Raw genomic sequence first — 23,688 nt, forward strand, 5'->3', positions numbered from 1 at the left:
TCTACCTGGCTTTGATCACAGTTCTGGATGCCCGTGGTCCGATGCGTCCGCCACCCCCCGAGGCCCTGGGCGTGGCGGGAGCTGTCGCCGTTTCTCCCGCTGTAGAGGCTCCACCACACGCCTCAGGGCTGTCGTGAGAAAACGTTCCAGCGAAGATTCTCGTCGGTTGAGATCGTAGTGACGTTGAACCACTTCCTGCATACCGCCATCCCCCCAGTCTTGATCCTGCTGGAAGTAGGTCATGAAGCTCGCCCCCGCAACGCGTGTGAGCCAAGCAGCAGCGACCCCTTGTACCGCTCGGCCCAGCAACAGGGTGGGCAAGTTGACACTGAGAGCTGTGCCGATGATCGCCACTCCACCTTTAACAATGCCGAGTCCTGCCAAAGTGCGACCTACTGATACCGCCAGTTCTTGTGCTCGGTTGCGAGTGAGTTGAACTCCATAGACCCGGGCGACCTCCATCACCATTTGGGCATTCACCGCTGCCGTCCCCAATAGATCCACTCCTGGGAGGGGGGTTGCAGCGACGACACCACCACTGATCCAGCTGTAACGATCAACACACTGACGCGCTTCATGTTGGCGTTGTCGATCCAGCAGCTGGCGACCGGAATCTCCCAGATGGCGACATTGCAGCAGAATGTTGTCTGCCAGTAGTTCTTCACCATCGGCGTGTAGCACTGACGCAAGGCGCCGCAGCAGATTGTCGACCTCAGCCGGAGGCTGCAAAGGTCGTTTGCCGGGACGCGGCACTGACTGGGGTGCAGCGCTACAGGAGATCACATCTTCAGCTTCAAGCAAGCCCTTGCATCGCCCTCGCAACTGCGCCAACAGCCGTCGCTCCTCTTCTTCACCGCGTAGATCGCATTTATTCAGAACCAGGAGCAATCGTTTGCCCAGATTGGCGAGGCTACTGATGACCTCCAGCTCTGAAGCGCGTAAATCACAGTCCACAACCACAACCATCAGGTCAGCTCTACTGGCTCGTTGCCTTGCTTCCTTCTCTCGGCTTAAACCGGCTCTGCCTGCTTCAAGAATTCCTGGGGTGTCAGCCAGTTGAAGGCCTCGATCAAATCCCTTTAAACGCAGTCGATAAATCTGGCTACTGGTTGTGGATCCCATGGGTGCACCAACCTCACCCACCATTTCGTTCAGAAGTGCTCGGATCAGAGATGTCTTGCCGCTCGAACCAGTACCGAACACCACCACCATCAGATCACCACGGGCCAGTTCATCAGCCACCCTTTCTCTCTCTTGCTTAAGCCCTTCTCGAGTGACATCGTCTTGAAGGCGTTCGAGCAGGCGATCAATGCTTTCAAGACTTTGCTTGGCTGCTTGATGACGGCTACTTGGAGTGGAAAGGGGCCGTTGATTGTTTTGAGCAGTTTCTAAGTTCTGACGCTTAAAAGCCTTCCACCAGGGCCATCCAACTTGATAGATCATCAAGATGATGAGGCCTGCTGTTAGGAACAACACCGGGCCTAGCAACCAGGGAGGTAGTAGGTAACTCAAATCCCAGAGCAGGTTCCTCACCACTTGCACGAGAGCTCCGATGACGAGCAAGACCACCAGCGCGCAGGCGGTCCATAGGAGCAGCCGCTGACGGGAGATCATTTGTTTGTCATGCTTCCGCTGGCCTGCAGGTTGAATGATCTTTGACCAGAGAGACAGCGTCTGGGGTCTGGAACTGTTGGCATCATTGCTGAGCCAGAGAGCAAGAATTTGTATCCGCAAGGCTCATGGCCGATCAATAGCAGATCTCTGGCATTGATGGTTGTGCCGGTCTTGCCATCTTCCATATCACCAAGACACCTATTGCACTGGTCCAGTTCATCACCACCATTTAAAGCATGGTCTGAATCTGCCCAGACCAGCAATTTTGATGCTTTCGCTGGCTGTATGCAGGAATGAGGTGGATAGGTCATTTGATCTTTGAGGATCGTGAAATCTTGATTTGATCGGCGTCGCATCATTCCAGCTCTCGGCCCCTCCTCCCTCGCCAACAAGCTGCATTGGTGGGTTTGAGATCATCTAGAGACCAATGCTTGTCTTGATGATCAAGTAAGACAAGCTCCATCTTTTCGTTTCCACTAAAGCGGCAGCTATCGCTTTAAAGAACAACTTTTCGATCGGGTTGACTGATCTGATGGATGATCACTCCAGTCATCGCAAATCGCTTAGGTGTGTTGTTGTCCATGGCGTCTTGTCAAGGCATCGATTCCGAAGCAGATCACGGCCAAATTGATCGCCACATCAGCTCCATTGAAAATCGGAAAGTCCACCGGTACAAGTTGCAGAAAGTCGGTGACGTGCCCTAGACGCCATCGGTCCAAGCCATTGCCGATGGTTCCGCCGAGCAGAAAGGAAACGGCAAGGCCTTGCCATATCGGCATCTGTCCTGCTCTCCATATCCAGACCATCAAACCAATGGTCACAACCAGGCTGAGCAGCCCTAAGAGGAATGTTGCTCCATTGAAAAGATTAAAAGCTGCGCCTGTGTTGCTGATCAGACGCAACTGCAATAGCCCAGGAACAAAAGGGAATACGAAGCCTGAACTGAGTTGTTGACGGGCCCAGCTTTTGCTGATCTGATCAATCAGCATCAGCAGGATGCTGATTAGCAGCATTGCCCGGCGTGATAGTTGACGTTGCTTCAGTATTTGAGGTTGATTCATTCAACAAACAGCAGATTTCGCAATGGCAAAGCAAGTACGCCAACGCCTGCACAGAGGACTAGTTGAGCGGGTAGGGGGCCAAAGGTATAGCTAAATAGCAGTTCTGGTATGCGATCAGGCCATTGGTATAGGGCAGATCCGAGAAGCAGATTGAGTACGCCGCAAAGTTGAAGCATGATCAGCCCCGCGATTGCTGCAATCGTCAAGCTCAGTACATCATTCATGCCTGGTTGCTGGGCCAGACGACCACTGAGCCAGGCAGCTGGAACGAATCCAGCCAGGTAGCCAAAGCCTGGTGTCAGCACATAATTGAGGCCTCCACCACCATGAAATACGGGTAGGTCAACGAGGCCAATGGTGAGATAGGCAACTGCAGCGATGACTCCAGCACGCGGACCGCATACGAGTGCACACAGCAATAGAGCTGGGACCTGCCAAGTGCTTGGAAGGGTTAACACGTGTGGCTGTAAGTCAAGGCCAGGCAAGAGCAGCGCAGCAGGGATCAACCCTCCTACAAGGATCATCATCAGGCCGGCGAGGGCGCCGCTCCAGGTGGCCAGGGCTCGCACAAAGGGTTTTCAGCTTGCTCCATCCTGCAGTAGGAGAGTGGCATTGCTCATTTCTCATGGAACCGGTTATTGGTCAACAGGTCCGTTTAAAGGTGCCCTTGCCTTATCTAAAGACCGCGGATCCCATGCCAATGCTACGGCCACCGGATTTGGTCTCCCCAGAAGAGCTTGGCAAGATCGTTGGCCTGCGAGCCAAAGACATGGCTGTTGTGCGATTTCGTCATGGCAGCTTTCTGATCCCACTGGATCGCCTGGTCTTTGACCTTTCAGATGTTGATGGCGCAAAGGGGGATTAAGAGCTTTGAACCACTTGCTGTTGCCAGTCCTTGGCAAGGATTTGAAGGCTGGTTTCTGGGCCACAGAGACTTAGCAAGGGCATTTTTAGATGTCGTTGAGCTGCCTTTTGCAGAGCGCTTCCATCAAGATTTTTGATTGTCTCCAAGCTGTGCTGGTCATAGTTGCCTGGCAGCCCTAGTCCCCGTAATTGGGCTCGGCGTTCTGCACGTTGTCCAGTGGTTTGAGCTCCATGGGCGAGTTGACCATGGAATTTTGCGCGTGCCAGTTCAATGTCTTCTTCTGATATCGCTTGCTGGCTGAGTTCCCACCAGCTGTCTAGAAGCAACTGAAGGGTGAGTTTTGCCTTGTCTTCGCTTGTCGAAGCATGTAATACAAATGGAGCCGCACACTTACGTACCGGGTGATGAGTGCCTACGTCGTAGGCCACCCCGTGTTGCTCTCGTAGACGCCTGAACAGCAAGCTCGACATGCCTAATCCCAGGTGGCAGTTCAGTAGACGCAGTGCCAGATCGTCTTCATGGCCATGAGCAAGGGTTGGCTGTCCAAGCATCATGACCACCTGACTTGTAGGTTCAGGCTGAAGACAAATGTTGGATTCGATCTGAATGTTCTCTGTTGAGATCTTGCTTGATTCAGACTTTCTCGCTTGCTGAGGTGGCTGATTGGGCCAGCGCTGGAAAGATTCCATTGCCTCCAGCCGCTGTTCAAGATCCTCTGGAATGGTCCCAGCGAGGGCAAGCACAGGTGATTGTGCTGTTAGCCCGTCGATTAGCGAAATTAATTGCTGACGACCAAGTTGGTTCAGGTCCTCGCTAAGGCCAAGGGGATCGTGGCCGTAGGGGCCACTGCCGTAAGCCATATGCCGCCAGCCGTCATAAGCCAAGTGAAATGGGTCTTCTCTTTGTCTTTGCAAGGCTTGAAGACTGAGATCCCTTTCCAGCGTTACTTGACTTGAATCCAGATGCGGATCGATCAGCATCCAGCCAAGTAAATCAAGGAGTCGTTCGGCATCACGATCTGCACATTTGAGGCTAATTAGCAATCCGTCTTCGTGGGTATCGCAGCGCAAACCTGCCCCGCAGCCTTCAACGAGATCGGCTAGAGCAAGGTGGTCATAAGGTCCACAGCCCCTGGTCAAGAGGGCTCCGAGCAGTTGATGAACTCCCCGTTGCCCTTTTGGATCAGCACCACTGCCGCCTCTAACCCAGAGCTTGGCGGCGATAACTCCCGGTGCGGCGATTGGATCTAAAACCACATCAAGAGGATTCATTCGCCTGCTTCCATCGGTCTGGCAACAAGGGTGAAGCTGCGCTCTGGTTGCAGTAATGGAAGCATTTGCTCGAGAAGTCGAGTCGGCGTCCATGCAGACAGGTGATCAAGTGGTGCCAACAAGGATTGAGGACGATTCCAAAGAGCTTGATTCCCTGCCAGGCCGGCTACTTGACTGGGAGCTTCAAGGCTGAAACACAGTCCATTTGAAACCAGTTGGCTAGCTCGTTCGATCTCCTGATTCTTGGGTGTTGATTCGAGGCTGGTCTGCAGTAAATGGTGGATTTCCTTTTCCACCCTGTCCAGCTGCTTCTCGTTGCAGCATGCTTCTAGCAATACAAGGCTGCCTTGTTCCAACACGGTTACATCCATATCGATCGATTCCACAATTTGCAATTCCTCTCTGAGGTGATGCACCAGTCGACTGCGACGTCCTTCCGCAAGCAGGGTGGTCGCCAGGTCAGCTCCCATCACCATCTCTTGGTTTGAGGCAGGGGGCATCGGCCAGGTCATCAATAGCCGGGTGGATTCCAGCCTGGGGACTTGAATTTCTCGTCGCCCTTTTTGGAAGCTGAAAGTTGGAGAAATGGCAGGATCAATGTCCTCCATCGTTTGGTGATTCAACTCAGCCAGACGGCTGTTGTTCAAGATTTCTTGCAGGCCTATAGGAATGGCACCCGCAATTGCTAGGCAACAGTTCGGGCCTCGATAGCGGCGGCTGTGGAACTCCCTCATTTGCTCGGGAGTACTTGTTTTTAGGCTTGCTTCAAAGCCAAGGATGGCTCGGCCGTAGGGATGATCTTCGCAGCATGCTTCGAGAAGCTGTTGGAGGACTTGATCATCCGGTTGATCTCGATATTGGGCAATTTCCTCCAATACGACATCTCGCTCCATGGCATAGGCCTCTGAACGCAGAGCTGGAGTCAGAACGAGATTGAGCAGTAGATCAAGTGCTGCCCTGGCTGCCGTTGGTGGTACAAGAACGTGAAAGTGCACGTCATCGAAACCTGTGGCGGCATTGCTGCTGCCTCCAAGCGCTTCGATTTTCCGATCGAATTCTCCAGCCTCCATCTGTGAGCTTCCCTTGAACACCATGTGTTCAAGAAAGTGGGCTAGTCCTTCCTCTCCTTTTTGTTCGCTTGAACTACCTGCTTTGCACCAGAGGTCTAAACAAGTCAGAGGTGCATCTGGCATGGATGCCACCACGCAGCGGGTCTTGTTGTTTAGAGCCCAGTGTTGAAGATTGGGTTTAGGGGTGGAGCGTGTCAGAGGTGCGTGTCAAAGTCCCATTCTGATCCTTCTTGCCATCGTGCTGCCTTTTCCCTCCACAAGCGGCCCGGCAATTCACCCGTTAATCGAGTCGTTGGCAGCGCGGATCAGGCAGCGCAGGGCGCAGTTGCCGGAGCTCAGTCCATTTGCGCTGGATTCAGTGATGGAGTCAATCAGCGGCCAGCTTGATGGAGAGGAGCTGCTGATTAGCAATGAATTGCATCGTTGTCGGGGGCTGCGCAAGTTGCATTTGGAGATAGCAAGGCTGGGAGGGGGGCTGCAAGTACTCCATTGCGTCTTCTTTCCCGATCCTCGCTTTGATCTGCCAATTTTTGGAGCAGATATTGTTGCTAGTCCTGCCGGTATTTCGGCGGCGATCGTGGATCTTTCGCCTGTAGGCCTAACAATGCCAGTGGCCCTACTCCATGGCCTTGAATCACTGCCCATTCCTGCGTTTCAACAGGTGAGGGAATTGCCTGCATGGGGATCCATCTTCTCGCCGTTTGTCCAGTTCATCCGTCCAGCTAGTAGCCAGGAGGAAAGCTGGTTCGTGGATTTGGCAGATGGCTATCTCAAAGCTCTTATCTCTAGCGTCATTGACGCGACTCCCGATGCTTCTGATGCGGCATCTACGATCCAAAGGCATAAGAGCCAACTCTCCTATTGCATCCAACAGAAACGCAACGACAAGACTCGCGGAGTGCTGGAGAAGGCCTTCAATCCTCAATGGGCGGATCGATACATCGAGGAGATCTTGTTCGAGGATCCACCTCCCCTTTAAGCAGCAAAACCTGGAGATGGTTGATAACCGGAGGAATCTGCCTTGTTGTAGCTATTGGTATCTGGAGCCTTACGCGTCGTACTGAGACACCTCCAGAAAGTCCTGTACTGCTTCCAGCTGCTAGACCAGTTAAAGCTGTTGCGGCCTTGGGGCAACTTGAGCCCGCTGGTGATGTCCGTCGCTTGGCCGCCCCTGCTAGCGGGTTTGGTGGCACTCCAAGGGTTGCCAAGCTCAGTGTTCGTGAAGGTGATGCGGTTAAGCGTGGTCAGGTTCTAGCAGAGTTCGACAACCGACCTAAAACTTTTGCTGATCTGGCAGCCGTCCAAGCTCGACTGGAGACCCTCGAGGTTCAGTTGCGAATGCAGCGGCGGGAGGTCACTCGTTATCAAAAAGCTGCCATGGTTGGAGCTTCATCTCTGGTGGATTTGGAGGAAAAACAGGAAGAACTCGTCAAAATCGATGGCCAACGTCGGGAGGCTTTGGCTGAAATCAGCGGACTTGAAGCTGATCTCGCTGATAGTCAATTGAAGTCTCCCCTCGATGGTGTGGTGTTAAGGGTGCACACTCGCGTCGGGGAGCGTCCAGGTAGTGATGGCGTGATGGAAGTTGGCGCCAATCAGACCATGGAAGCCTTGATCGAAGTTTATGAGTCGGATGTGAATCGAGTGAATGTTGGACAAGTTGTTCGCTTAACCAGTGAAAACGGTGGATTTGATGGGACTTTGATGGGTCGTGTGGAACGCATTAGCCCCCAGGTTCGGCAGCGCAATGTGCTCTCAACTGATCCAACTGGTGATGCAGATGCCCGCGTAGTTGAAGTTCGGGTCAGTCTTGACCAAAACTCAGCTTCTCGGGTGAGAAGTCTCGCGGGCATGAAGGTGATAGCTCGCTTTCAGCCCTCGTGATGTCTGGCTTTTGGCAACGGCGGAGGATCCCTCTGGCTTGGTTGCTACTGAGTCGTCAACCTTTGCGGCTTTTGGTTGCTCTGGCAGGAATCTGCTTCGCCGGAATCCTGATGTTCATGCAATTGGGTTTCCGAGATGGTTTGTTCGATGCCAGTGTCACCGTGCATCGTCTCTTTGATGCTGACCTGGTGTTAATGAGCCCTCGCTCGATGAGCTCGATCAGCATGAGTGGATTTCCAAGGCGTCGGTTGGTGCAGTCCATGGCACATCCAGATGTCCAGGGCATCACGCCTGTGAACTGGAATTTTTTGCTTTGGAGAAATCCGCAAACCCTCACGACTCGTCAGATTCTTGCCTTAGGTTTTGAACCGGGGGATTCCCTGTTCACAGATCCTGAGCTTGCGGCCAAGGCAAAAGCGCTCACAAGTCGTGGCCGTGTTTTGTTTGATCAGCGTTCTCGAAATGAATTCGGACCTATTGCCAAGTGGTTTGATGAGGGCCGCATTGTCGATACTGAGCTCGCCGGGAAAAGGGTTCGAGTGGCGGGGTTAGTCAGCCTGGGGCCATCGTTTGGAGCTGACGGCAATCTGCTCACCAGCAGGGAGACATTCCTTGAGCTATTACCCAGCAATCCGCCTGGAAGCATTGAAATCGGTTTGCTAAGGCTGCGGCCAGGGGCAGATCCAGATGCTGTGGTTCGATCTCTAACGGCGAGTTTGCCCAACGATGTGAAGGTCTTTACCAAGCAGGCTTTCATTGAGTTTGAGAAGAATTACTGGCGAAGCAGTACTTCCATTGGCTTCATTTTCAGCCTCGGTGCAGCAATGGGTTTTGTTGTGGGGTGCGTGATTGTCTATCAAATCCTCTACACCGATGTCAGCGATCATCTGCCTGAGTACGCCACTCTGATGGCGATGGGTTATCGCTTGAAGACTCTTCTAGGCGTGGTAGCTCGCGAAGGGATCTTCCTGGCAGTGATGGGGTATGTGCCGGCCTATGCCGCCGGCCAGGCCCTATACGCCTTGGTACGTAGTTCGACAAAACTGCCTGTGGCGATGGATCTTCCGCGTGCCGTGCTTGTTTTCAGCCTGATCCTGACAATGTGCATGGGCTCAGCGGTGCTGGCGATGCGCCGATTGGTCGATGCCGATCCTGCAGAGATTTTCTGATGGGTCTGTTCTCTTTCAATCATTCGATCAGAAGACATCGCCATGAATGACAAGTTCATGGTTGAAGTTCAGGGTCTCAGCCACTGGTTTGGCATTGGTGCAATGCGACGTCAGGTGTTGCAGTCCATTGCTCTGCAAATAGCCCCTGGCGAGGTGGTGTTGCTCAGCGGGCCTTCAGGCTGTGGCAAAACCACTCTGCTCACTTTGATCGGAGCGCTCCGCACAGTTCAAGAGGGAGATGTGTGCGTGTTCGGCCATCAGTTACGTGGATCAGATCGTCGCCTTCGCCAACAGCTTCGATGTCATATCGGCATGATTATTCAGGGCCACAATCTTTTGCGGTGTCTCACAGCTGAACAGAACGTGCAGATGGGAGCTGATTTGTTGCCAGGTCTCTCTTATCGGGCTCGCCGTGATCAGGCACGCTATTGGTTGCGGGCTGTGGGGCTAGACGATCACCTAAGCAAACTGCCCCATGATCTTTCTGGCGGCCAAAAACAACGAGTCGCAATTGCACGTGCGCTGGCGGCTCGACCTCAGCTATTGCTAGCCGATGAACCCACAGCAGCCCTGGATAGCGTCACAGGAAGGGAAGTGGTAGAGCTGCTTCAACGATTGGCCCGAGAACAGTCTTGTGCGGTGTTAATGGTGACCCATGATCCACGCATTGTTGATCTCGCGGATCGATTGGTGCAGATGGAAGATGGTCGCCTGATCTCCTCTCTTGGTTAGGTTGGTTAAAGATCTCTAGTTTGGAAGTTTTAACAGCATGGCCAAGCGCAGAAACCTCAAGAAAGAAAAGCAAGAGCGGAATCGCTCCTATGCCCGCAAATTCAAGAAGCGCAAGCTACGCAATGACGGCCGAGGTGAGGGAGCTGGTAATGGTGTAACCGGAACTGCCAACAACGGTGGTGCTGCCGACTAATCCCATCGACAGACTTTTTAAATCAACAGATGGGGGGACATTGATAGCCCCCCTTTTTTCATGTCTCTAGGCTGTTGCTTGTCAGCAGCAGATGTGGTTGCGAATGTTCGCAAGCGTCGTGATACCCACCTACAACCGTCGATCGATCCTTGAGAAGTGTCTGTTGGCTCTTGAGCAACAGGTCCTTTTCTCTGAGCTAGATGGTTATGAGGTGGTCGTGGTGGATGACGGCTCCACGGATGGCACACCTAGCTGGCTTAGGGATGAGGCGTCTCGCTTTCCACATGTGCGCATGGTGGAGCAAGAGCATGGGGGGCCGGCAGAGGGGCGTAATCGCGGTGTAGACAATGCCCGAGGTGATCTAATTGTTTTTATCGACAGTGATCTCGTTGTAACCGAATCGTTTCTCGCCTGTCATGCGAGAGCTTTGCGAAAAAGTTGGCAGCAACGCGGTGATCGACTTTCTTTCACCTATGGCGCGGTGATCAACACGGCAAATTTTGAGCAGCCAACTACAGAACCTCACAAATTCCAGGACAACTCATGGGCCTACTTCGCGACAGGCAATGTGGCCATTGATCGTGAGGTGCTTGAACGTTCTGGACTATTCGATACCAATTTCCGTCTGTATGGCTGGGAGGATCTAGAGCTGGGGGAACGACTGCGACAGATGGATGTTGAGTTGGTGAAATGTCCCGAAGCAGTTGGTTATCACTGGCATCCTGCCCTGCGTCTTGAGCAAGTTCCTGACCTGATCAGAGTTGAGCGGGAGCGGGCCAAAATGGGCCTGGTCTTTTATCGCAAGCACCCGACGCGACGGGTGCGTTTCATCATCCAATTCACCTGGCTTCATCGGTTGTTATGGGAGTTGCTTACGCTCGGTGGATTACTTAATGAGCGCAGCCTCAGGCCTTTACTTGGCTGGTTGATTCGCAACGGTCATCAAGGTTTGGCAATGGAGCTCTTGCGTTTACCCCTAAACCGAATCGGGGTACGCGCGCTCTTCAAAGAAGCAGCACTAACAGGGCTGCGCTGAGCTGTCGCTTTGATAAATTTCAATGGTTCTTTCATTCCGCACACCTGTCCGTTTCGGGTGATGACTGAGTCGACCCATGCCTTTTGGCTGAATCGTCTCGCATACCTGGCAGGTGGAGGCGAACCCGAAACCTAAAAACTATGGCTGTTGTCACTCTTTCAGAAATGATGGAGGCGGGCGCCCACTTTGGGCATCAAACCCGTCGCTGGAATCCCAAGATGTCGCGCTACATCTACTGTGCGCGTAATGGAGTCCATATCATTGACCTGGTGCAGACCGCGATCTGCATGAACAATGCCTACAAATGGACTCGTTCTTCTGCCAGAAGTGGCAAGCGATTTCTTTTTGTTGGTACCAAAAAGCAGGCCTCTGAGGTGGTGGCGTTGGAAGCCACTCGCTGCGGAGCTTCCTATGTGAATCAACGTTGGCTTGGTGGCATGCTCACCAACTGGACCACGATGAAGGCTCGAATTGATCGATTGAAGGATCTGGAGCGGATGGAATCCAGTGGTGCTATTGCCATGCGACCCAAGAAAGAAGCTTCCGTTTTGCGTCGCGAGCTTGAGCGACTGCAGAAGTACCTCGGTGGTCTCAAAGGGATGAGACGGTTGCCTGATGTCGTGGTGCTAGTTGATCAACGCCGTGAAACCAACGCTGTACTTGAAGCCCGCAAATTGGACATTCCCTTGGTGTCCATGCTTGACACCAATTGCGATCCTGACCTTTGCGAGGTCCCGATCCCTTGTAATGACGATGCCGTTCGCTCTGTGCAGCTTGTGCTGGGCCGACTGGCTGATGCCATCAACGAAGGCCGTCATGGCACTAATGACCAAAGAGGTGCTGACGACAACGACGATTGAGTCCATTTCCAGCACTAAGTTCTCGCCGCCGTCCTCCTTATCTGGTCGGCTGCATCCCTAATACTCCTCTCCCCGATTACCCATGGCGGACGTATCAGCCAAGCTTGTCAAGGACCTGCGCGACAAGACCGGCGCGGGAATGATGGACTGCAAGAAAGCCCTTGCAGAGAGTGACGGAGATATGATCAAGGCGAGCGAATGGCTGCGTAAGAAGGGTATTGCCAGTGCAGAAAAGAAATCTTCTCGCATTGCTGCTGAAGGTGCCATTGGTACTTACATCCACACCGGAGCCAGGGTCGGGGTACTTCTGGAGTTGAACTGCGAAACTGATTTTGTTGCTCGTGGTGATTTGTTCCAAGGGCTTTTAAAGGATGTCGCCATGCAAGTGGCGGCCTGCCCGAATGTCGAATACGTGAGCACAGAAGAGATTCCTGTTGATGTCGTTGAAAAGGAAAAATCTATTGAGATGGGTCGCGATGATCTTTCTGGCAAGCCTGAACAGATGAAGGCAAAGATCGTTGAAGGACGAATTGGCAAGCGCCTTAAGGAACTGGTCTTGCTTGAGCAACCCTTTATCCGTGACAGCTCCATGACGGTCGCGGAACTCGTCAAGCAAGTTGCTGGCAAGATTGGAGAGAATGTCCAGGTTCGCCGCTTCACCCGATACACACTTGGGGAGGGGATTGAAGTGGAACAGACTGATTTCGCTACGGAAGTAGCATCCATGAAGACTGCTTAATTTTGGCTGCGGAGAAGTAGAGATTGCAACGCTTCGAGCCCGATCAGCAGATTGCCTCACTAAAAAAGCAGAGTCAGCGCTTGTCGCTGACTCTGTACCACGATTTAGCTCTCTACCTGCAATTATTACGGAGGGAACTGCTCAATGTTGTCCGTCAAGCCCTGTTCCTGTTGATAACTGATCAGGATCAGAATCGTCTTAGAGGGCTTTCGGACGAGACAAGGGCAGCTTTTCAAAATCAGGTTGAGCAATTGGTCTCTCATTGCTGTTCCTTATTGACTGTCGAGCAGTTGATGGATCTCGTTCGCCAGATGGAACGTGAACGCCAGAGAAAGAGCGATCAAAACAGGCGTGAGCTGTTGTTGGCTTTTCGTTCTGAACAGGACTCCACGCAAGAAGCTGAAGGGTCCATTCACCTAAGCCTTGATCCTCCACTCGAGCATCCTGATCGTCTCGGCAGCATGTTGACTTTTGATCATGATCCCCAAAACGCTGGCTTAAACGCAGGGTTGGCTGGTACTGAGGATGTCGATGAGCCTGATTTAGGCAAGGATGAACAAGCTCAGCTTGACTCTCAGGAGTTGGAGTTGGCGTCAGAGGACTCAGAACCGATTGGCGGGCAGAAGGGTGATCTTGATGTGCTTCGCTCTCTCTTTGTCATGGCTGGAGAGACCATGGCTACAGAGAATGTCTTGACCAGTGAATCCAGCGATTTGCAGCCTGGTGACAGCAGCCTGCTTAAAAGTGGTCTTGATGAGGAGCAGGTTTTTTTGCCCGTGATTCCCCTTGAACTAGCACGTTGGCTGGAATCTCTTGATCGTGCTCTTGCTCGTAGATTGCGCAATCTTTCCCACGCTCTCAACGTGGAAATGTTGCGAGCCGGAATTGTCAACAGCCTCTTACCAATCAGCTTGCTTGATGCTGTGTTGAATGGTCAGTTGGAATCTGAACCTGTGGCATCCAATTTGCTGAGATTGCGCGTACCGGTATCAACCAATCCAATGGTCTTAGAGGGCATGGAGATCACTTGCGTTCTTCTGCGCCCATCCGAATTGGAGTTTGACGACCCGCGTTTGCGACGTTGTCGGGCTCAACTCAAGCGACATCGCCTTACCTTGCTCAAAATGGTTCGACAACAGCGGCACTGGCAACGTCGCGCCATGGCTCAGGAGGTAAAGCAACAGTGGTGGCAGAGCCCTTCCGCCAATCCTCCAACCAGTCCACCCAAGGCCTGAGTACGGATCAGTTGCAGCATCTGCTCAGCTGGATGCGCATTCTGCAGCAAGCGTTAACCCTGGAGGCTGAGAACGGTTTTAAGAATCTTGAGGGGCGTCAGGAGAATTTTCATGCATTCTTGGTGCGTCAGTTAGCAGAACCACCCTCTGGATTGCTGCCTACTAAAAGTCAGTCTCGACTCAGCCAGCTAGCTGAAGCCTTTGCGAGTTATCCAGACAGCTCTGAATCGGCGCGACGTCGATTGGTGACGGACTCAAGGCAGCTTCTACATGGCATTCGCCAGGGATTAGAACCACCAGCGCCAATAGGCCCTCCCAGACTCAAGCAGGGGGGAGCTGAAATGCAGCGGCAGATGCCTTTAGCTAGTGGGAACCACTCTTTGAAGTTGGAAAGCCCACTGTCAGAGGTGAAAGGAATCGGCCCAAAACTTGCTGAACGCTTGGCCGGGCTTGGATTACTGCTCGTAAAAGATTTGCTGCAGTACTACCCCAGAGACTATGTGGATTATTCCTCGCTGCGGCGTATCCAGGCCCTAGAGGCAGGGGAGGCGGCCACGATTGTGGCCACAGTGAGGCGTTGTCATGGCTTCACCAGTCCACGCAACCCAAATTTGTCCATTCTTGAGCTGCAGCTTCAAGACCCAACTGGTCGGCTCAAAGTGAGGAGATTTTTCGCTGGTCGGCGTTTCAGCAGCCCTGCTTACCTCAAAAGCCAGTCACGCCTTTACCCGCCTGGAGTCACTGTGGCCGTAAGTGGATTGGTCAAAGGGGGGCCTTACGGCATGAGTTTTCAAGACCCTTTGATTGAGGTCATGGAGAGTCCGCATTCGCCGTTGCGATCGCAAAGCATTGGCCGGTTGTTGCCTGTGTATGCCCTCACTGAAGGCCTTACGGCTGACCGCTTTCGTGATCTGGTACGGCAGGTTTTACCTTTGGCAGCAAGTTGGCCTGAATCCCTGCCTGAACCACGTCGTCAGGCATTGCGTTTACCCAGCAGAAGCGATGCCTTGATCGCAATTCATCATCCAGACGATCAGCACACATTGCAGTCTGCTCGACGTCGATTGGTCTTTGACGAGTTTCTTCTATTGCAGTTGGGGTTGCTCAAACGGCGAGCAGAGCTGCGCAGTTGTTCTGCTCCTGTATTGCAGACGGCAGGGCAGCGAGATGGCCTTGTCGCTCGCTTCCTGGAGCTTTTGCCATTCCCTCTCACAGGAGCTCAGCAGCGTGTGTTGAGGGAGATCGAAGCTGACCTGGTGCTCTCGGAACCAATGGCGCGCCTCATTCAGGGAGATGTTGGTAGTGGCAAGACGGTTGTCGCCATAGCAGCCCTGCTGACAGCGGTAGAGGCCGGCTGGCAAGGCGCTTTCATGGCACCCACTGAGGTCCTTGCCGAGCAGCACTACCGCACATTGTGTTGTTGGTTGCCTCAGTTGCATGTCAGCGTCGAGTTGCTTACGGGGGCAACCACTCGTATACGTCGCCGTCAGATCCTTGATGATCTTGTCAATGGATCCTTGAAAATACTGGTAGGCACCCATGCATTAATCGAAGATCCTGTTGCCTTTTCAAGACTGGGGCTGGTGGTGGTTGACGAACAGCATCGCTTTGGAGTGAAGCAGCGCAACAGATTGTTGAACAAGGGGCTCCAGCCTCATCTTTTGACCATGACAGCAACGCCCATTCCTCGCACACTGGCACTTTCGTTGCATGGAGATTTGGATGTGAGTCAGATCGATGAATTACCTCCCGGTCGTACCCCCATTCAAACTCAGATGATTAGGGGCTGCGATCGTGATCAGGCCTATCAACTCATCCGTGATCAAGTGTCTCTTGGCCAGCGCGCTTATGTGGTGTTACCGCTGATCGACGACTCCGAGAAACTTGATCTGCGTTCAGCAGTTAAGGTTCACACTCATTTATCAGAGCAGGTATTTGCGGAGTTCACGGTTGGATTACTGCATGGACGTTTGAGTAGCTCAGAGAAGCAGGGCGTGATTCAATCCTTCACAGCGGGTGATTGCCAGGTGCTGGTCTCTACCACTGTGGTGGAGGTAGGCGTGGATGTACCTCAAGCAAGTGTGATGGTGATCGATCACGCGGATCGCTTTGGTCTAGCCCAATTGCATCAACTGCGAGGTCGTGTGGGACGTGGCGCAGCAGCGTCCCATTGCGTACTGATCAATGACAGCACAAACCCTTTAGCGAGGCAGCGACTTGAAGTCCTTGTGCGCTCCAGTGATGGCTTTGAGATTGCTGAGATTGACTTACGCTTGCGAGGGCCAGGGCAGGTGCTTGGCACAAAACAGTCTGGATTGCCTGATTTGGCCCTGGCCAGCCTTGCAGATGATGGGTCAGTGCTTGAAGAGGCTCGTGATGAGGCTCAAAGACTGCTCAGCGATGATCCGAACCTGACTGACCACTCTCGGCTCAAGGAATTGCTGGAGGCACAGTGGAAGCACCTGAGTGGAACAGCCCATCTGAATTGAGTCCATTGATTTTTTCCACACACTTGAGACTCGTTTGAGTCTTAATACTCAGAAATTACGAGCCGATGTGTCTTCTGCTACATCGGTTGCCGGGCAGGCTTCTGGTGCAGTCATTGTCGTTAGTGCCTAATTTTTTTAGCCAGTGCCGCAAAGGCACTGTGCCGCAAGCGATCTCACTGAATGGCTGGCAGTAATTTTTTTAATTTTCATTTTTCAACTCTTTGTCAAGGTTTTTCTGGCTTGATGTTGGTTCGCTGTACCAATTTCAAATCTCGCCGCATCAACGAGATTTGCTTTGTGGAAAACTAGGTTGTCGCTGTGGAAATGTTGTCGGCGCGAACTTTTTTCCTGCTGCGCCCTTGGAGTGATAGGCCCATTCGTGATTGTGGGGAGTCCCTCAATCAAATCCCTCTTTCGTTGCATCGATTGGAGCCACATCCCTATGCATCCTTAGGTGCCCCCTATGGTGTAGAGGCTGATCCCTTTCGGCTGCGTCAGGGTGTGGTTGATCGTCTGCTGAGGGCTCAAGATGAGCTGCAGCAAGAGCATCCAGAACTTTGCCTTGCCATTTTTGATGCCTGGCGACCGATTCCTGTTCAGGCTTTTATGGTCGAGCATGCCATCGCTAAGGAGTGCCGCAAACGCAAACTGAAGCGCGATGACCGTAGTCAGGCCGAGGAGCTGCAAAGGGTCATTGATGATGTTGGCAGGTTTTGGGCTCCGCCCAGCCTTGATCCTTGTACTCCACCTCCTCATAGCACTGGAGCTGCCGTGGATCTCACCCTTGCTGATAGCCAGGGAATAGCTCTGAATATGGGTGGCGAGATCGATGCTATTGGCAGCATTTCAGAACCGGATCACTACCGCGAAGCTGCGAACGATCAACCTCAATCAGAGGCTTACCTCTGGCACAACAGGCGCCAATCTTTAGCTGAGGCCATGGGTAAAGCTGGGTTTTCTCAGCACCCGAATGAGTGGTGGCATTTCAGCTATGGAGATCAACTCTGGGCGTGGAGAAAGGGTGTCGCTGAAGCAATCTATGGAGCCTTGCCATTACCAGACAGCAAGCCAAGGACGGCTTGATCGCCAAGTTTGTTGACATGGTCTCCGAGGCTGCGTCGACCACCAGCTTGCTTCCAGCTCAGCAGTAGGGGCTCAAGTGTGCTCTCGAGTTGATCTAGGGGCATCCGCTGTAGATAGGGTTTGGCAAGACGTTGCAGGTTTGGGGTGCCTCCCAGCCAGAGTTGATATTGATCGACACCACTTCCCACTAGAGCAAGCTCGGCCATGTAGGGCCGAGCGCATCCATTGGGACAACCTGTCATGCGGATCAGGATCGATTTAGTAATTTCAAGACGTCGCAACTGAGCATCAATTCGCTCAAGCAAGACAGGCAGCGTTCTCTCTGCTTCGGTTACTGCCAGACCACATAAGGGCAAAGCAGGGCAAGCAATTGCATGCCGTGCCAGCATCGCCGGAGCCTCTGGGGCGCGGATGCCTAGAGCGGCTAGACCTTTGCGCACACTGGACCGTTGTGACGTCCCGATATTGCAGAGCAGTAGATCCTGATTCGGTGTTAGGCGAATTTCAAGTTGAAAGGTCTCCACCAGTTGGCGGAGTCCTTTCTTTAGATCTCCTTCCAAGCGTCCAGAGAGCAGTGGCAAACCAACAAACCATTGGCCAACGCTTTGCTGATGCCAGCCCAGATAGTCCTCAAGTTTGCTCTTTGGTTCAGGCCTTAACGCTTTGATTGGATGAAGGAAGTATTTGCTCTTGAGTTCCTGTTTAAACCAGCTGATCCCCTGATCATTGAGAAGATATTTCATGCGGGCATGACGCCTTGTCTTTCGGTCTCCGTAGTCGCGTTGCAAGGCCAAAATCGACTGCACCAAATCCAATACATGCTCTGCAGCCACATAGCCAAGAGGATCAGCTGTGCGGGCGAATGTCTGTTCATTGTTGTGGGTTCGACCCATGCCGCCACCCACATAGACATTGCAACCCTTGATTTCACCGTTTGCAGCAGTAAAGACAACTAGACCGATGTCATTGGTAAGTAGATCAACTGAGTTATCGCCTGGCACGGTGACGGCGCACTTAAATTTGCGCGGCAAGTAGGTCATGCCATAGAGAGGTTCCTTGGCATCTCCACTGAAGACGTTGCCCTGATGCTGGCGGGTACGAACTTTTTTCACTCGCCTGGAGGGGCGGATGCGGTAGGTCGCACTTCCATTCACCCATAGGTCTAGATAGGAGCCCTCCGCTGCCGTTGGGCTGAGAACATCAGCGATTTCATTGGCAAGTTGTCGGGCAGCTGGATAACCACCTTTCTCATAGGGAGCTGCTGGTGCCATAACGTTGCGAGTGATATCACCACAAGCCGCCAGGGTTGATCCCATTGATCGGATGATTGTGCTGATAACTTCGCGCAGGTCCTCCTTGCGGACCCCATGAATCTGGAACGCCTGGCGGGTAGTGGCCCGCAGGCTCCCATTGCCAAGGCGATTGGAAAGATCATCTAAGGCTAAAAACAGTGATGGTGGAATACGTCCGCCAGGGCTCCGCAGACGCAGCATCATTTGCCAATCCTTACCCTCACCTTTCTGGCGGTTATCTCGGTTGTCCTGTTGATAGCTTCCGTGGAATTTGAGCAGCTGAACGGCGTCGTTGCTGAAGTGATCACTGCTGTTCTCAAGTTCAGCAGCCAGGGGGTCTAGTAAGTAGCAGCTCTCAGCCTTGAATTGTTCAAATTTGCTCAGGTCTGCTCCACTGGCGAGACAAGCTGCGAACTTGAGATCTGCCGCTTGGCCAGATGTTGTCTGCCCTTCGGTCACGGCGTCAAAATTTTCCTAATACACCGTAGCGAAATGCACACGACCTGTTGAGCTGCTCCCTTCAATACAGTTGGGCGGTCTTGATAGCTCGCCTCCGTGTCGACCCTTCTAGTGGAGATTGGGACTGAGGAGCTGCCAGCTGATTTTGCCCGGCTTGCCCTACCTCAGCTGGAGCAGATGGTAAGTCGTGATTTGCAAGGTCTACGTCTTAGCTACGGCATGCTCCAGTGCACGAGTACGCCAAGGCGACTTGTCTTGCTGGTTGAAGACTTGGCCAGCGCTACTGCTGATCTAGAGGAAGTCCGCAAGGGCCCACCGGCTGGCCAAGCCTTCAAAAATGGTGTACCAACCCAGGCAGCCGCTGGCTTTGCCAAGCGCTGTGGGCTGAAAGCAGAGGATCTCGAGATTCGGGAGACCCCGAAGGGACCTTTTGTGTTTGCAACCGTGCTTGAGCACGGACGTTCAGCAATGGAACTACTAACAGACCAGATCCCTGAGTGGATAGGTAGTCTTCAAGGTCGACGTTTCATGCGCTGGGGCGAAGGTGAAAGGCGTTTTTCTCGTCCTATTCGTTGGCTTGTGGCCCTGCTCGATGAGCAGATCATCCCTGTTTGCCTTGACGGCAGCGACCCAGCGATTTGTGCAGCGAACCTGAGTCGAGGCCATCGACTACACGATCAAGCTGTCATCATTCCTTCTGCAGGCAGTTACGTAAAAACCCTCGCCGAGGTTGGTGTAGAGGTCGATCGGCAAAGACGTGGCACCTTGATCCGTCATGCAATTGATACGGCTGCTGCTGGTCTTGAAGCATGCCCTGATTGTCCTGATGATCTTTTCGAAGAGCTCACCGACCTAGTGGAAGCACCTCTGCTTTTAGAGGGAGCCTTCGCTGAGTCATATCTAGATCTACCCGCTGAAGTGCTCAGCACCGTGATGAGAGTGCATCAGCGCTATGTACCCCTTTACCGTCTTGATGCTGTCAAAGACCCTCTTGCTCTCGATGCCAAGAGCAGCCTTCTGCCCAGATTCCTTTGCATCAGCAATGGGCTCGCGAAGGCAAGCGATCCTGTAAGACGCGGCAATGAGCGAGTGCTCAAAGCCAGACTGTCTGATGCAGAATTCTTTGTCGAAGCCGATCGCTCTTTGGCCAGCATCGAGCGGCGCAAAAAGTTAGCGCATGTGACCTTTGCCGAGGGCCTTGGTTCTCTGCTCGATCGAGTTGAGCGCATGGAATGGCTCACTGATGTGCTTGTTGAGCTGTTGGATCTTTCTGCTGAAATTTCTGTACAAGTGCGTCGAGCCGTCCATCTCTGTAAACACGATCTGGTCAGTCAGATGGTGGGCGAATTTCCAGAGCTACAGGGCGTGATGGGAGCGAAATATTTGTTAGCGGAAGGAGAGCCTCGAGAAGTAGCCCTTGCCGTTTTGGAGCATTACCTGCCACGTGGGGCAGGGGATGCTTTGCCCGAGTCAGAGTCGGGAGCAGTGCTTGCCCTGGCCGATCGCCTGGAATTGCTGCTCAGCATCTATGCCAAGGGTGACCGTCCTAGTGGCTCCTCAGACCCCTATGCCTTGCGCAGGGCCGGTAACGGTCTTTTGCAAATCCTTTGGTCGAAGGGTTGGCGACTGAATCTGCTCGCCTTATTGCAACGAGCGACGAACCATTGGAGCAAGCTCCTACCGCATCTCAAGGTCACACCATCCGCCTTGGCGGCTGAGCTTGGTGAGTTTCTTCGTCAGCGGATGCTCAGCCTGCTGGAGGAGGCAGGAACCGATATTGATCTGGCCCAAGCGGTTGCTGGTGAAACAGTTTTGATCGATCGTCTTCTTTCTGACCCTGCTGATGCGCGACTGCGAGTAGATCTGCTCGCGAGGATGCGCCGCACGGGTAAATTGCTGGCGGTTCAGGCTGTTGTTACCAGAGCGGCACGCTTAGCAGAGAAAGGGGACCTGCCAGCAACCGTGCTGAGTGCTGCTGAGGTCGTTGATCCTGGTTTGTTTGAAAAGCCTAGTGAGTTGGAGATGTTGAAAGTGCTCAATGCTCTTGAACCAATCACCAAGGATTCCTCAAGTGAACGGTACCGTCATTTAGCAGATGGCCTGATTGCTGGCTCCGAAGCCCTCGCAGCTTTTTTTGATGGTGATCAGAGTGTGATGGTCATGAGTGAAGATCTCGCTGTACGCGCAAACCGTCTCAATCTGCTTAGCCTTTTGCGCAACCAAGCTGGTGTGCTGGCCGATTTCAGCCAAATCAGCGGCTAAGTGGTTATTTCAGGCTTAGGATTTGTTTGAAACAGCAGGGTCACGTTCTCCTTGTTCTGATGCCAAATTTTGCTTGGAGGCATCTTTGTTGTTGTCTACCTTGATACCGCCGGTGATGGTTTTGATCGCCAGCATGGCATTCACTTCTTCGTCGCTACGTACAGCACTGGGGACAGGTTTATAGCTTGTTTGATTACGGAAAATCCCCCGTGCGAGTGCATCCACAGTTAGCAGTGTCAGTTTGATCTGTTGCCATGGATTCATCGCAACAACTTTTTTGTAGAGGTAACTATCAAACGTGAGTCGTTGCACGTCCATGTCATCGCACATGGCGACAAAGGCTTCTCTGGCAGTGTCATTCGAGTAGAAGATGGCTTGAAGTATTGACAGAACGATGTAGGTGGCACCGTATTTACGATCCCACTTCTTCAGATATTTCTTGAGATCTGCTTCGGAGGGGATTAATTCACCAGACCGACTCGATTCCACGATCTGTTCTGCACACATGCGGCCACTTTTGGCAGCAAAGTAGATGCCTTCGCCAGAGCTTTTGGTGACGTAGCCCGCTGCATCTCCAACAAGAGCCATACGACCAACAACCCTGCGTGGACGAGGATGCTCAGGAATCGGATGGGCTTCAACTTTGATCACCTCTCCATGAACAAGTCGTTTCTTAGCTCGTTCGCGTACTCCTTTTTGCAAGCTTTTTATTAGGGTCTGATTTTTTTGCATGGTGCCTGTGCCAACGGCAACGTGGTCGTACTTGGGGAACACCCAGCCGTAGAAATCTGGTGACACATCAGTGCCTACATACATTTCAGCAAGGTCTTCGTAGTAAGCCATTTCTTCATTTGGCAGCTTGATGCGCTCTTGGAATGCAATGGCGACGTTGTAGTCACCAGCATCCATGGCTGTTGCTACACGGCTGTTGGCTCCATCAGCGCCAATAATTAGATCAACCTCGAGGCTTTTGGCTTCACCAGTGGATTTACCAGTTGAATAGTCGGAATAGGTGATTGTGTATGGACCTTGACGATTAGAGCCAGTGTCGATTTTGGTAACGAGTCCATTAATCAAGTTAGTTCCGAGGCTGGCGGCACGATCTCGCATAAAGGCATCCATGACCTCTCTACGGCACATACCGATGTATTCACTCTTGTCGTCTGGGCTGTAGACCTTGTCCAGAGTGATATCAACCTCACGGTTTGATGGAGAGATCATTCTCATGTTGCGAACCTTGCGGTCGATAATCGACTCGGGCAGGTCGAATTCATCCACCATGCAAAGAGGTATCGCTCCACCACAAGGCTTGGCGTTATCGAGTTTGCGTTCGAATAGCCAGGTCTGGATACCTGCTTTGGCAAGAACTTCTGCGGCGCAGGATCCACTTGGACCACCACCGACAACGGCAACACGCAGCATGTTCAGGTCCGCTCCGCGGAATCACTTAAGTAAAACTTACTTCCCTGAAAGAGATTTTGGGGCCCCCTGGCGCCCCCCCTTACGATCTAGATAACACTGCATCAACTTCGTGGCTCGAGCAATCAACGCTCGACGCATCAGCCGAGATGACATTCCCGTTGCTCGTCGGTCGCGTCCTCAGAGACGGACAAGGGGTGGTTCATTGGGATTACTGGTGGTTTGTTTGATGGTTTTTGGAGGTTCCATCACAGCTGTTTTGTTCGGCCCGTGGCTATTTGCTGGGCTTATGGGTCCAGCTCCTGTTGAGGGCATTCAGGATCGTCCTACTGCTGACGGACGTCTGCTCGGACATTTCCCTTACCCAGAAGCCTCAGTGCAGAATCGAATTCTCATGCAGCCTGGGATTGAGCTTCATCAGGAAGCCGCTGATGCATTGAGTTCCATGCGTGCTGCGGCTTCAGCAGATGGTGTTGATTTGAGGCTGTTGAGTGGCTACCGCTCTCACGACCTACAAGAGCGAATCTTTTTTGATATCAAATCAGACCGGAACCAGACAGCAGCAGAACGGGCCAAAGTCTCTGCACCTCCAGGTTATTCCGAACACAGCACTGGCTATGCCATTGATCTTGGTGACGGGACGATTCCTGAAGCGAATCTGTCTGAAAGCTTCGAAGCCACTAGGGCGTTCCGCTGGCTACAGGATCATGCTGCTAGTTATCACTTTGTCCTTTCCTTTCCCCTTGATAACCCCCAGGGGGTGACTTATGAGCCTTGGCATTGGCGATTTGAGGGTTCAGCTTCTGCTCTGAGACTCTTTGAATCAGCTCATCAACTGGAATGAATGAACTGATGAAGGTTTTTTTTCGGTCTTAGAAGTTTTGATTAGCTAGCGGAAGGGGCCTAGAAGTTAAGTCGAATCTCAAATTGAGATATCCTTCCGCCACTACGCCTG

Annotated in this window: 22 protein-coding genes; 14 read left to right on the forward strand and 8 right to left on the reverse strand. The window is 52.7% G+C overall.

Annotation, left to right across the window (positions count from 1 at the left end; all coding sequences use genetic code 11):
* Window positions 1–15 precede the first annotated feature (15 nt).
* From SIB74_RS05830 to SIB74_RS05845, 4 genes are all read right to left on the reverse strand, one after another.
* Window positions 16–1,614, reverse strand: a complete 1,599-nt coding sequence (locus tag SIB74_RS05830) for a YcjF family protein (RefSeq protein WP_063395808.1) — start codon at window positions 1,612–1,614, stop codon at window positions 16–18.
* Window positions 1,611–1,973 carry a hypothetical protein gene (locus tag SIB74_RS05835; protein ID WP_063395807.1) on the reverse strand — a complete coding sequence of 121 codons (363 nt, stop codon included), beginning with the start codon at window positions 1,971–1,973 and terminating at the stop codon, window positions 1,611–1,613. The genes SIB74_RS05830 and SIB74_RS05835 overlap by 4 nt, the downstream gene beginning before the upstream one ends.
* 204 nt (window positions 1,974–2,177) lie before the next feature.
* Window positions 2,178–2,675, reverse strand: a complete 498-nt coding sequence (gene lspA / locus SIB74_RS05840) for a signal peptidase II (RefSeq protein WP_063395806.1) — start codon at window positions 2,673–2,675, stop codon at window positions 2,178–2,180.
* Entirely contained in the window at window positions 2,672–3,244 is a 573-nt protein-coding gene (locus SIB74_RS05845; protein WP_011826287.1) for a biotin transporter BioY, read from the reverse strand. The genes lspA and SIB74_RS05845 overlap by 4 nt, the downstream gene beginning before the upstream one ends.
* Before the next feature lie 56 nt (window positions 3,245–3,300).
* Between SIB74_RS05845 and SIB74_RS05850 the strand changes: the two genes are divergently transcribed.
* A complete protein-coding gene (locus SIB74_RS05850; protein WP_063395805.1) occupies window positions 3,301–3,540 on the forward strand; it encodes an NAD(P)H dehydrogenase assembly family protein in 240 nt (79 codons plus the stop codon).
* Here the strand turns inward: SIB74_RS05850 and SIB74_RS05855 are convergent.
* Window positions 3,537–4,904: a M16 family metallopeptidase gene (locus SIB74_RS05855; protein ID WP_063395804.1), complete on the reverse strand. Its 1,368-nt coding sequence runs from the start codon at window positions 4,902–4,904 to the stop codon at window positions 3,537–3,539. The two genes, SIB74_RS05850 and SIB74_RS05855, sit on opposite strands and share 4 nt — an antisense overlap.
* Complete coding sequence (locus SIB74_RS05860; RefSeq protein WP_063396001.1) at window positions 4,808–6,004, reverse strand: M16 family metallopeptidase; 1,197 nt, start codon at window positions 6,002–6,004, stop codon at window positions 4,808–4,810. Before SIB74_RS05860 ends, SIB74_RS05855 begins: the two co-directional genes overlap by 97 nt.
* A 61-nt stretch (window positions 6,005–6,065) precedes the next feature.
* Between SIB74_RS05860 and SIB74_RS05865 the strand changes: the two genes are divergently transcribed.
* From SIB74_RS05865 to SIB74_RS05915, 11 genes are all read left to right on the forward strand, one after another.
* Complete coding sequence (locus SIB74_RS05865) at window positions 6,066–6,860, forward strand: phycocyanobilin:ferredoxin oxidoreductase (protein ID WP_063396000.1); 795 nt, start codon at window positions 6,066–6,068, stop codon at window positions 6,858–6,860.
* A gap of 20 nt (window positions 6,861–6,880) precedes the next feature.
* A complete protein-coding gene (locus tag SIB74_RS05870) occupies window positions 6,881–7,765 on the forward strand; it encodes an HlyD family efflux transporter periplasmic adaptor subunit (RefSeq protein ID WP_063395803.1) in 885 nt (294 codons plus the stop codon).
* A complete protein-coding gene (gene devC / locus SIB74_RS05875; protein WP_063395802.1) occupies window positions 7,765–8,934 on the forward strand; it encodes an ABC transporter permease DevC in 1,170 nt (389 codons plus the stop codon). Before SIB74_RS05870 ends, devC begins: the two co-directional genes overlap by 1 nt.
* Window positions 8,935–8,976: 42 nt before the next feature.
* Complete coding sequence (locus SIB74_RS05880) at window positions 8,977–9,666, forward strand: DevA family ABC transporter ATP-binding protein (protein WP_063395801.1); 690 nt, start codon at window positions 8,977–8,979, stop codon at window positions 9,664–9,666.
* Window positions 9,667–9,703: 37 nt separating this feature from the next.
* Window positions 9,704–9,859, forward strand: a complete 156-nt coding sequence (locus SIB74_RS05885; RefSeq protein WP_011129965.1) for a hypothetical protein — start codon at window positions 9,704–9,706, stop codon at window positions 9,857–9,859.
* 103 nt (window positions 9,860–9,962) lie between these two features.
* The gene (locus SIB74_RS05890) at window positions 9,963–10,895 is read left to right on the forward strand and encodes a glycosyltransferase family 2 protein (protein ID WP_197463280.1); all 933 of its coding nucleotides are present in this window, start codon (window positions 9,963–9,965) and stop codon (window positions 10,893–10,895) included.
* Between the two features lie 140 nt (window positions 10,896–11,035).
* Window positions 11,036–11,755 carry a 30S ribosomal protein S2 gene (rpsB, locus tag SIB74_RS05895; RefSeq protein ID WP_063395799.1) on the forward strand — a complete coding sequence of 240 codons (720 nt, stop codon included), beginning with the start codon at window positions 11,036–11,038 and terminating at the stop codon, window positions 11,753–11,755.
* Between the two features lie 82 nt (window positions 11,756–11,837).
* Window positions 11,838–12,494, forward strand: coding sequence for a translation elongation factor Ts (gene tsf / locus SIB74_RS05900; protein WP_063395798.1), 657 nt, complete (start codon window positions 11,838–11,840; stop codon window positions 12,492–12,494).
* A gap of 23 nt (window positions 12,495–12,517) precedes the next feature.
* Window positions 12,518–13,729: a hypothetical protein gene (locus SIB74_RS05905; protein WP_063395797.1), complete on the forward strand. Its 1,212-nt coding sequence runs from the start codon at window positions 12,518–12,520 to the stop codon at window positions 13,727–13,729.
* Window positions 13,678–16,218: an ATP-dependent DNA helicase RecG gene (gene recG / locus SIB74_RS05910; protein ID WP_063395796.1), complete on the forward strand. Its 2,541-nt coding sequence runs from the start codon at window positions 13,678–13,680 to the stop codon at window positions 16,216–16,218. Before SIB74_RS05905 ends, recG begins: the two co-directional genes overlap by 52 nt.
* A gap of 324 nt (window positions 16,219–16,542) precedes the next feature.
* Complete coding sequence (locus SIB74_RS05915; protein ID WP_197463279.1) at window positions 16,543–17,301, forward strand: M15 family metallopeptidase; 759 nt, start codon at window positions 16,543–16,545, stop codon at window positions 17,299–17,301.
* Here SIB74_RS05915 and SIB74_RS05920 read toward each other — a convergent pair.
* The gene (locus SIB74_RS05920) at window positions 17,256–19,052 is read right to left on the reverse strand and encodes an NADPH-dependent assimilatory sulfite reductase hemoprotein subunit (RefSeq protein ID WP_063395795.1); all 1,797 of its coding nucleotides are present in this window, start codon (window positions 19,050–19,052) and stop codon (window positions 17,256–17,258) included. The two genes, SIB74_RS05915 and SIB74_RS05920, sit on opposite strands and share 46 nt — an antisense overlap.
* Window positions 19,053–19,148: 96 nt before the next feature.
* Here SIB74_RS05920 and glyS point away from each other — a divergent pair, with 96 nt between their 5' ends.
* Entirely contained in the window at window positions 19,149–21,314 is a 2,166-nt protein-coding gene (gene glyS, locus SIB74_RS05925) for a glycine--tRNA ligase subunit beta (protein WP_063395794.1), read from the forward strand.
* Between the two features lie 15 nt (window positions 21,315–21,329).
* Here the strand turns inward: glyS and chlP are convergent, their stop codons facing one another.
* A complete protein-coding gene (gene chlP / locus SIB74_RS05930) occupies window positions 21,330–22,736 on the reverse strand; it encodes a geranylgeranyl reductase (protein ID WP_063395793.1) in 1,407 nt (468 codons plus the stop codon).
* A gap of 109 nt (window positions 22,737–22,845) precedes the next feature.
* On the opposite strand from chlP, the gene SIB74_RS05935 reads away from it, so the two are divergent.
* Window positions 22,846–23,577, forward strand: a complete 732-nt coding sequence (locus SIB74_RS05935; RefSeq protein ID WP_063395792.1) for a M15 family metallopeptidase — start codon at window positions 22,846–22,848, stop codon at window positions 23,575–23,577.
* Window positions 23,578–23,688 lie beyond the last annotated feature (111 nt).

This window comes from Prochlorococcus sp. MIT 1306 (assembly GCF_047304515.1).
GTDB classification, from domain to species: Bacteria; Cyanobacteriota; Cyanobacteriia; order PCC-6307; family Cyanobiaceae; genus Prochlorococcus; species Prochlorococcus marinus_D.

Excerpts from the sequence above, each read along its gene's own strand:
- SIB74_RS05915 (WP_197463279.1), top strand. The coding sequence starts at position 16,543 with ATGTTGTCGGCGCGAACTTTTTTCCTGCTGCGCCCTTGGAGTGATAGG.
- SIB74_RS05835 (WP_063395807.1), bottom strand. The coding sequence starts at position 1,973 with ATGATGCGACGCCGATCAAATCAAGATTTCACGATCCTCAAAGATCAA.
- SIB74_RS05830 (WP_063395808.1), bottom strand. The coding sequence starts at position 1,614 with ATGATCTCCCGTCAGCGGCTGCTCCTATGGACCGCCTGCGCGCTGGTG.
- SIB74_RS05890 (WP_197463280.1), top strand. The coding sequence starts at position 9,963 with ATGTTCGCAAGCGTCGTGATACCCACCTACAACCGTCGATCGATCCTT.
- chlP (WP_063395793.1), bottom strand. The coding sequence starts at position 22,736 with ATGCTGCGTGTTGCCGTTGTCGGTGGTGGTCCAAGTGGATCCTGCGCC.
- SIB74_RS05880 (WP_063395801.1), top strand. The coding sequence starts at position 8,977 with ATGAATGACAAGTTCATGGTTGAAGTTCAGGGTCTCAGCCACTGGTTT.
- tsf (WP_063395798.1), top strand. The coding sequence starts at position 11,838 with ATGGCGGACGTATCAGCCAAGCTTGTCAAGGACCTGCGCGACAAGACC.
- lspA (WP_063395806.1), bottom strand. The coding sequence starts at position 2,675 with ATGAATCAACCTCAAATACTGAAGCAACGTCAACTATCACGCCGGGCA.
- rpsB (WP_063395799.1), top strand. The coding sequence starts at position 11,036 with ATGGCTGTTGTCACTCTTTCAGAAATGATGGAGGCGGGCGCCCACTTT.
- devC (WP_063395802.1), top strand. The coding sequence starts at position 7,765 with ATGTCTGGCTTTTGGCAACGGCGGAGGATCCCTCTGGCTTGGTTGCTA.
- SIB74_RS05850 (WP_063395805.1), top strand. The coding sequence starts at position 3,301 with ATGGAACCGGTTATTGGTCAACAGGTCCGTTTAAAGGTGCCCTTGCCT.
- SIB74_RS05855 (WP_063395804.1), bottom strand. The coding sequence starts at position 4,904 with ATGGACGCCGACTCGACTTCTCGAGCAAATGCTTCCATTACTGCAACC.
- SIB74_RS05860 (WP_063396001.1), bottom strand. The coding sequence starts at position 6,004 with ATGCCAGATGCACCTCTGACTTGTTTAGACCTCTGGTGCAAAGCAGGT.
- SIB74_RS05885 (WP_011129965.1), top strand. The coding sequence starts at position 9,704 with ATGGCCAAGCGCAGAAACCTCAAGAAAGAAAAGCAAGAGCGGAATCGC.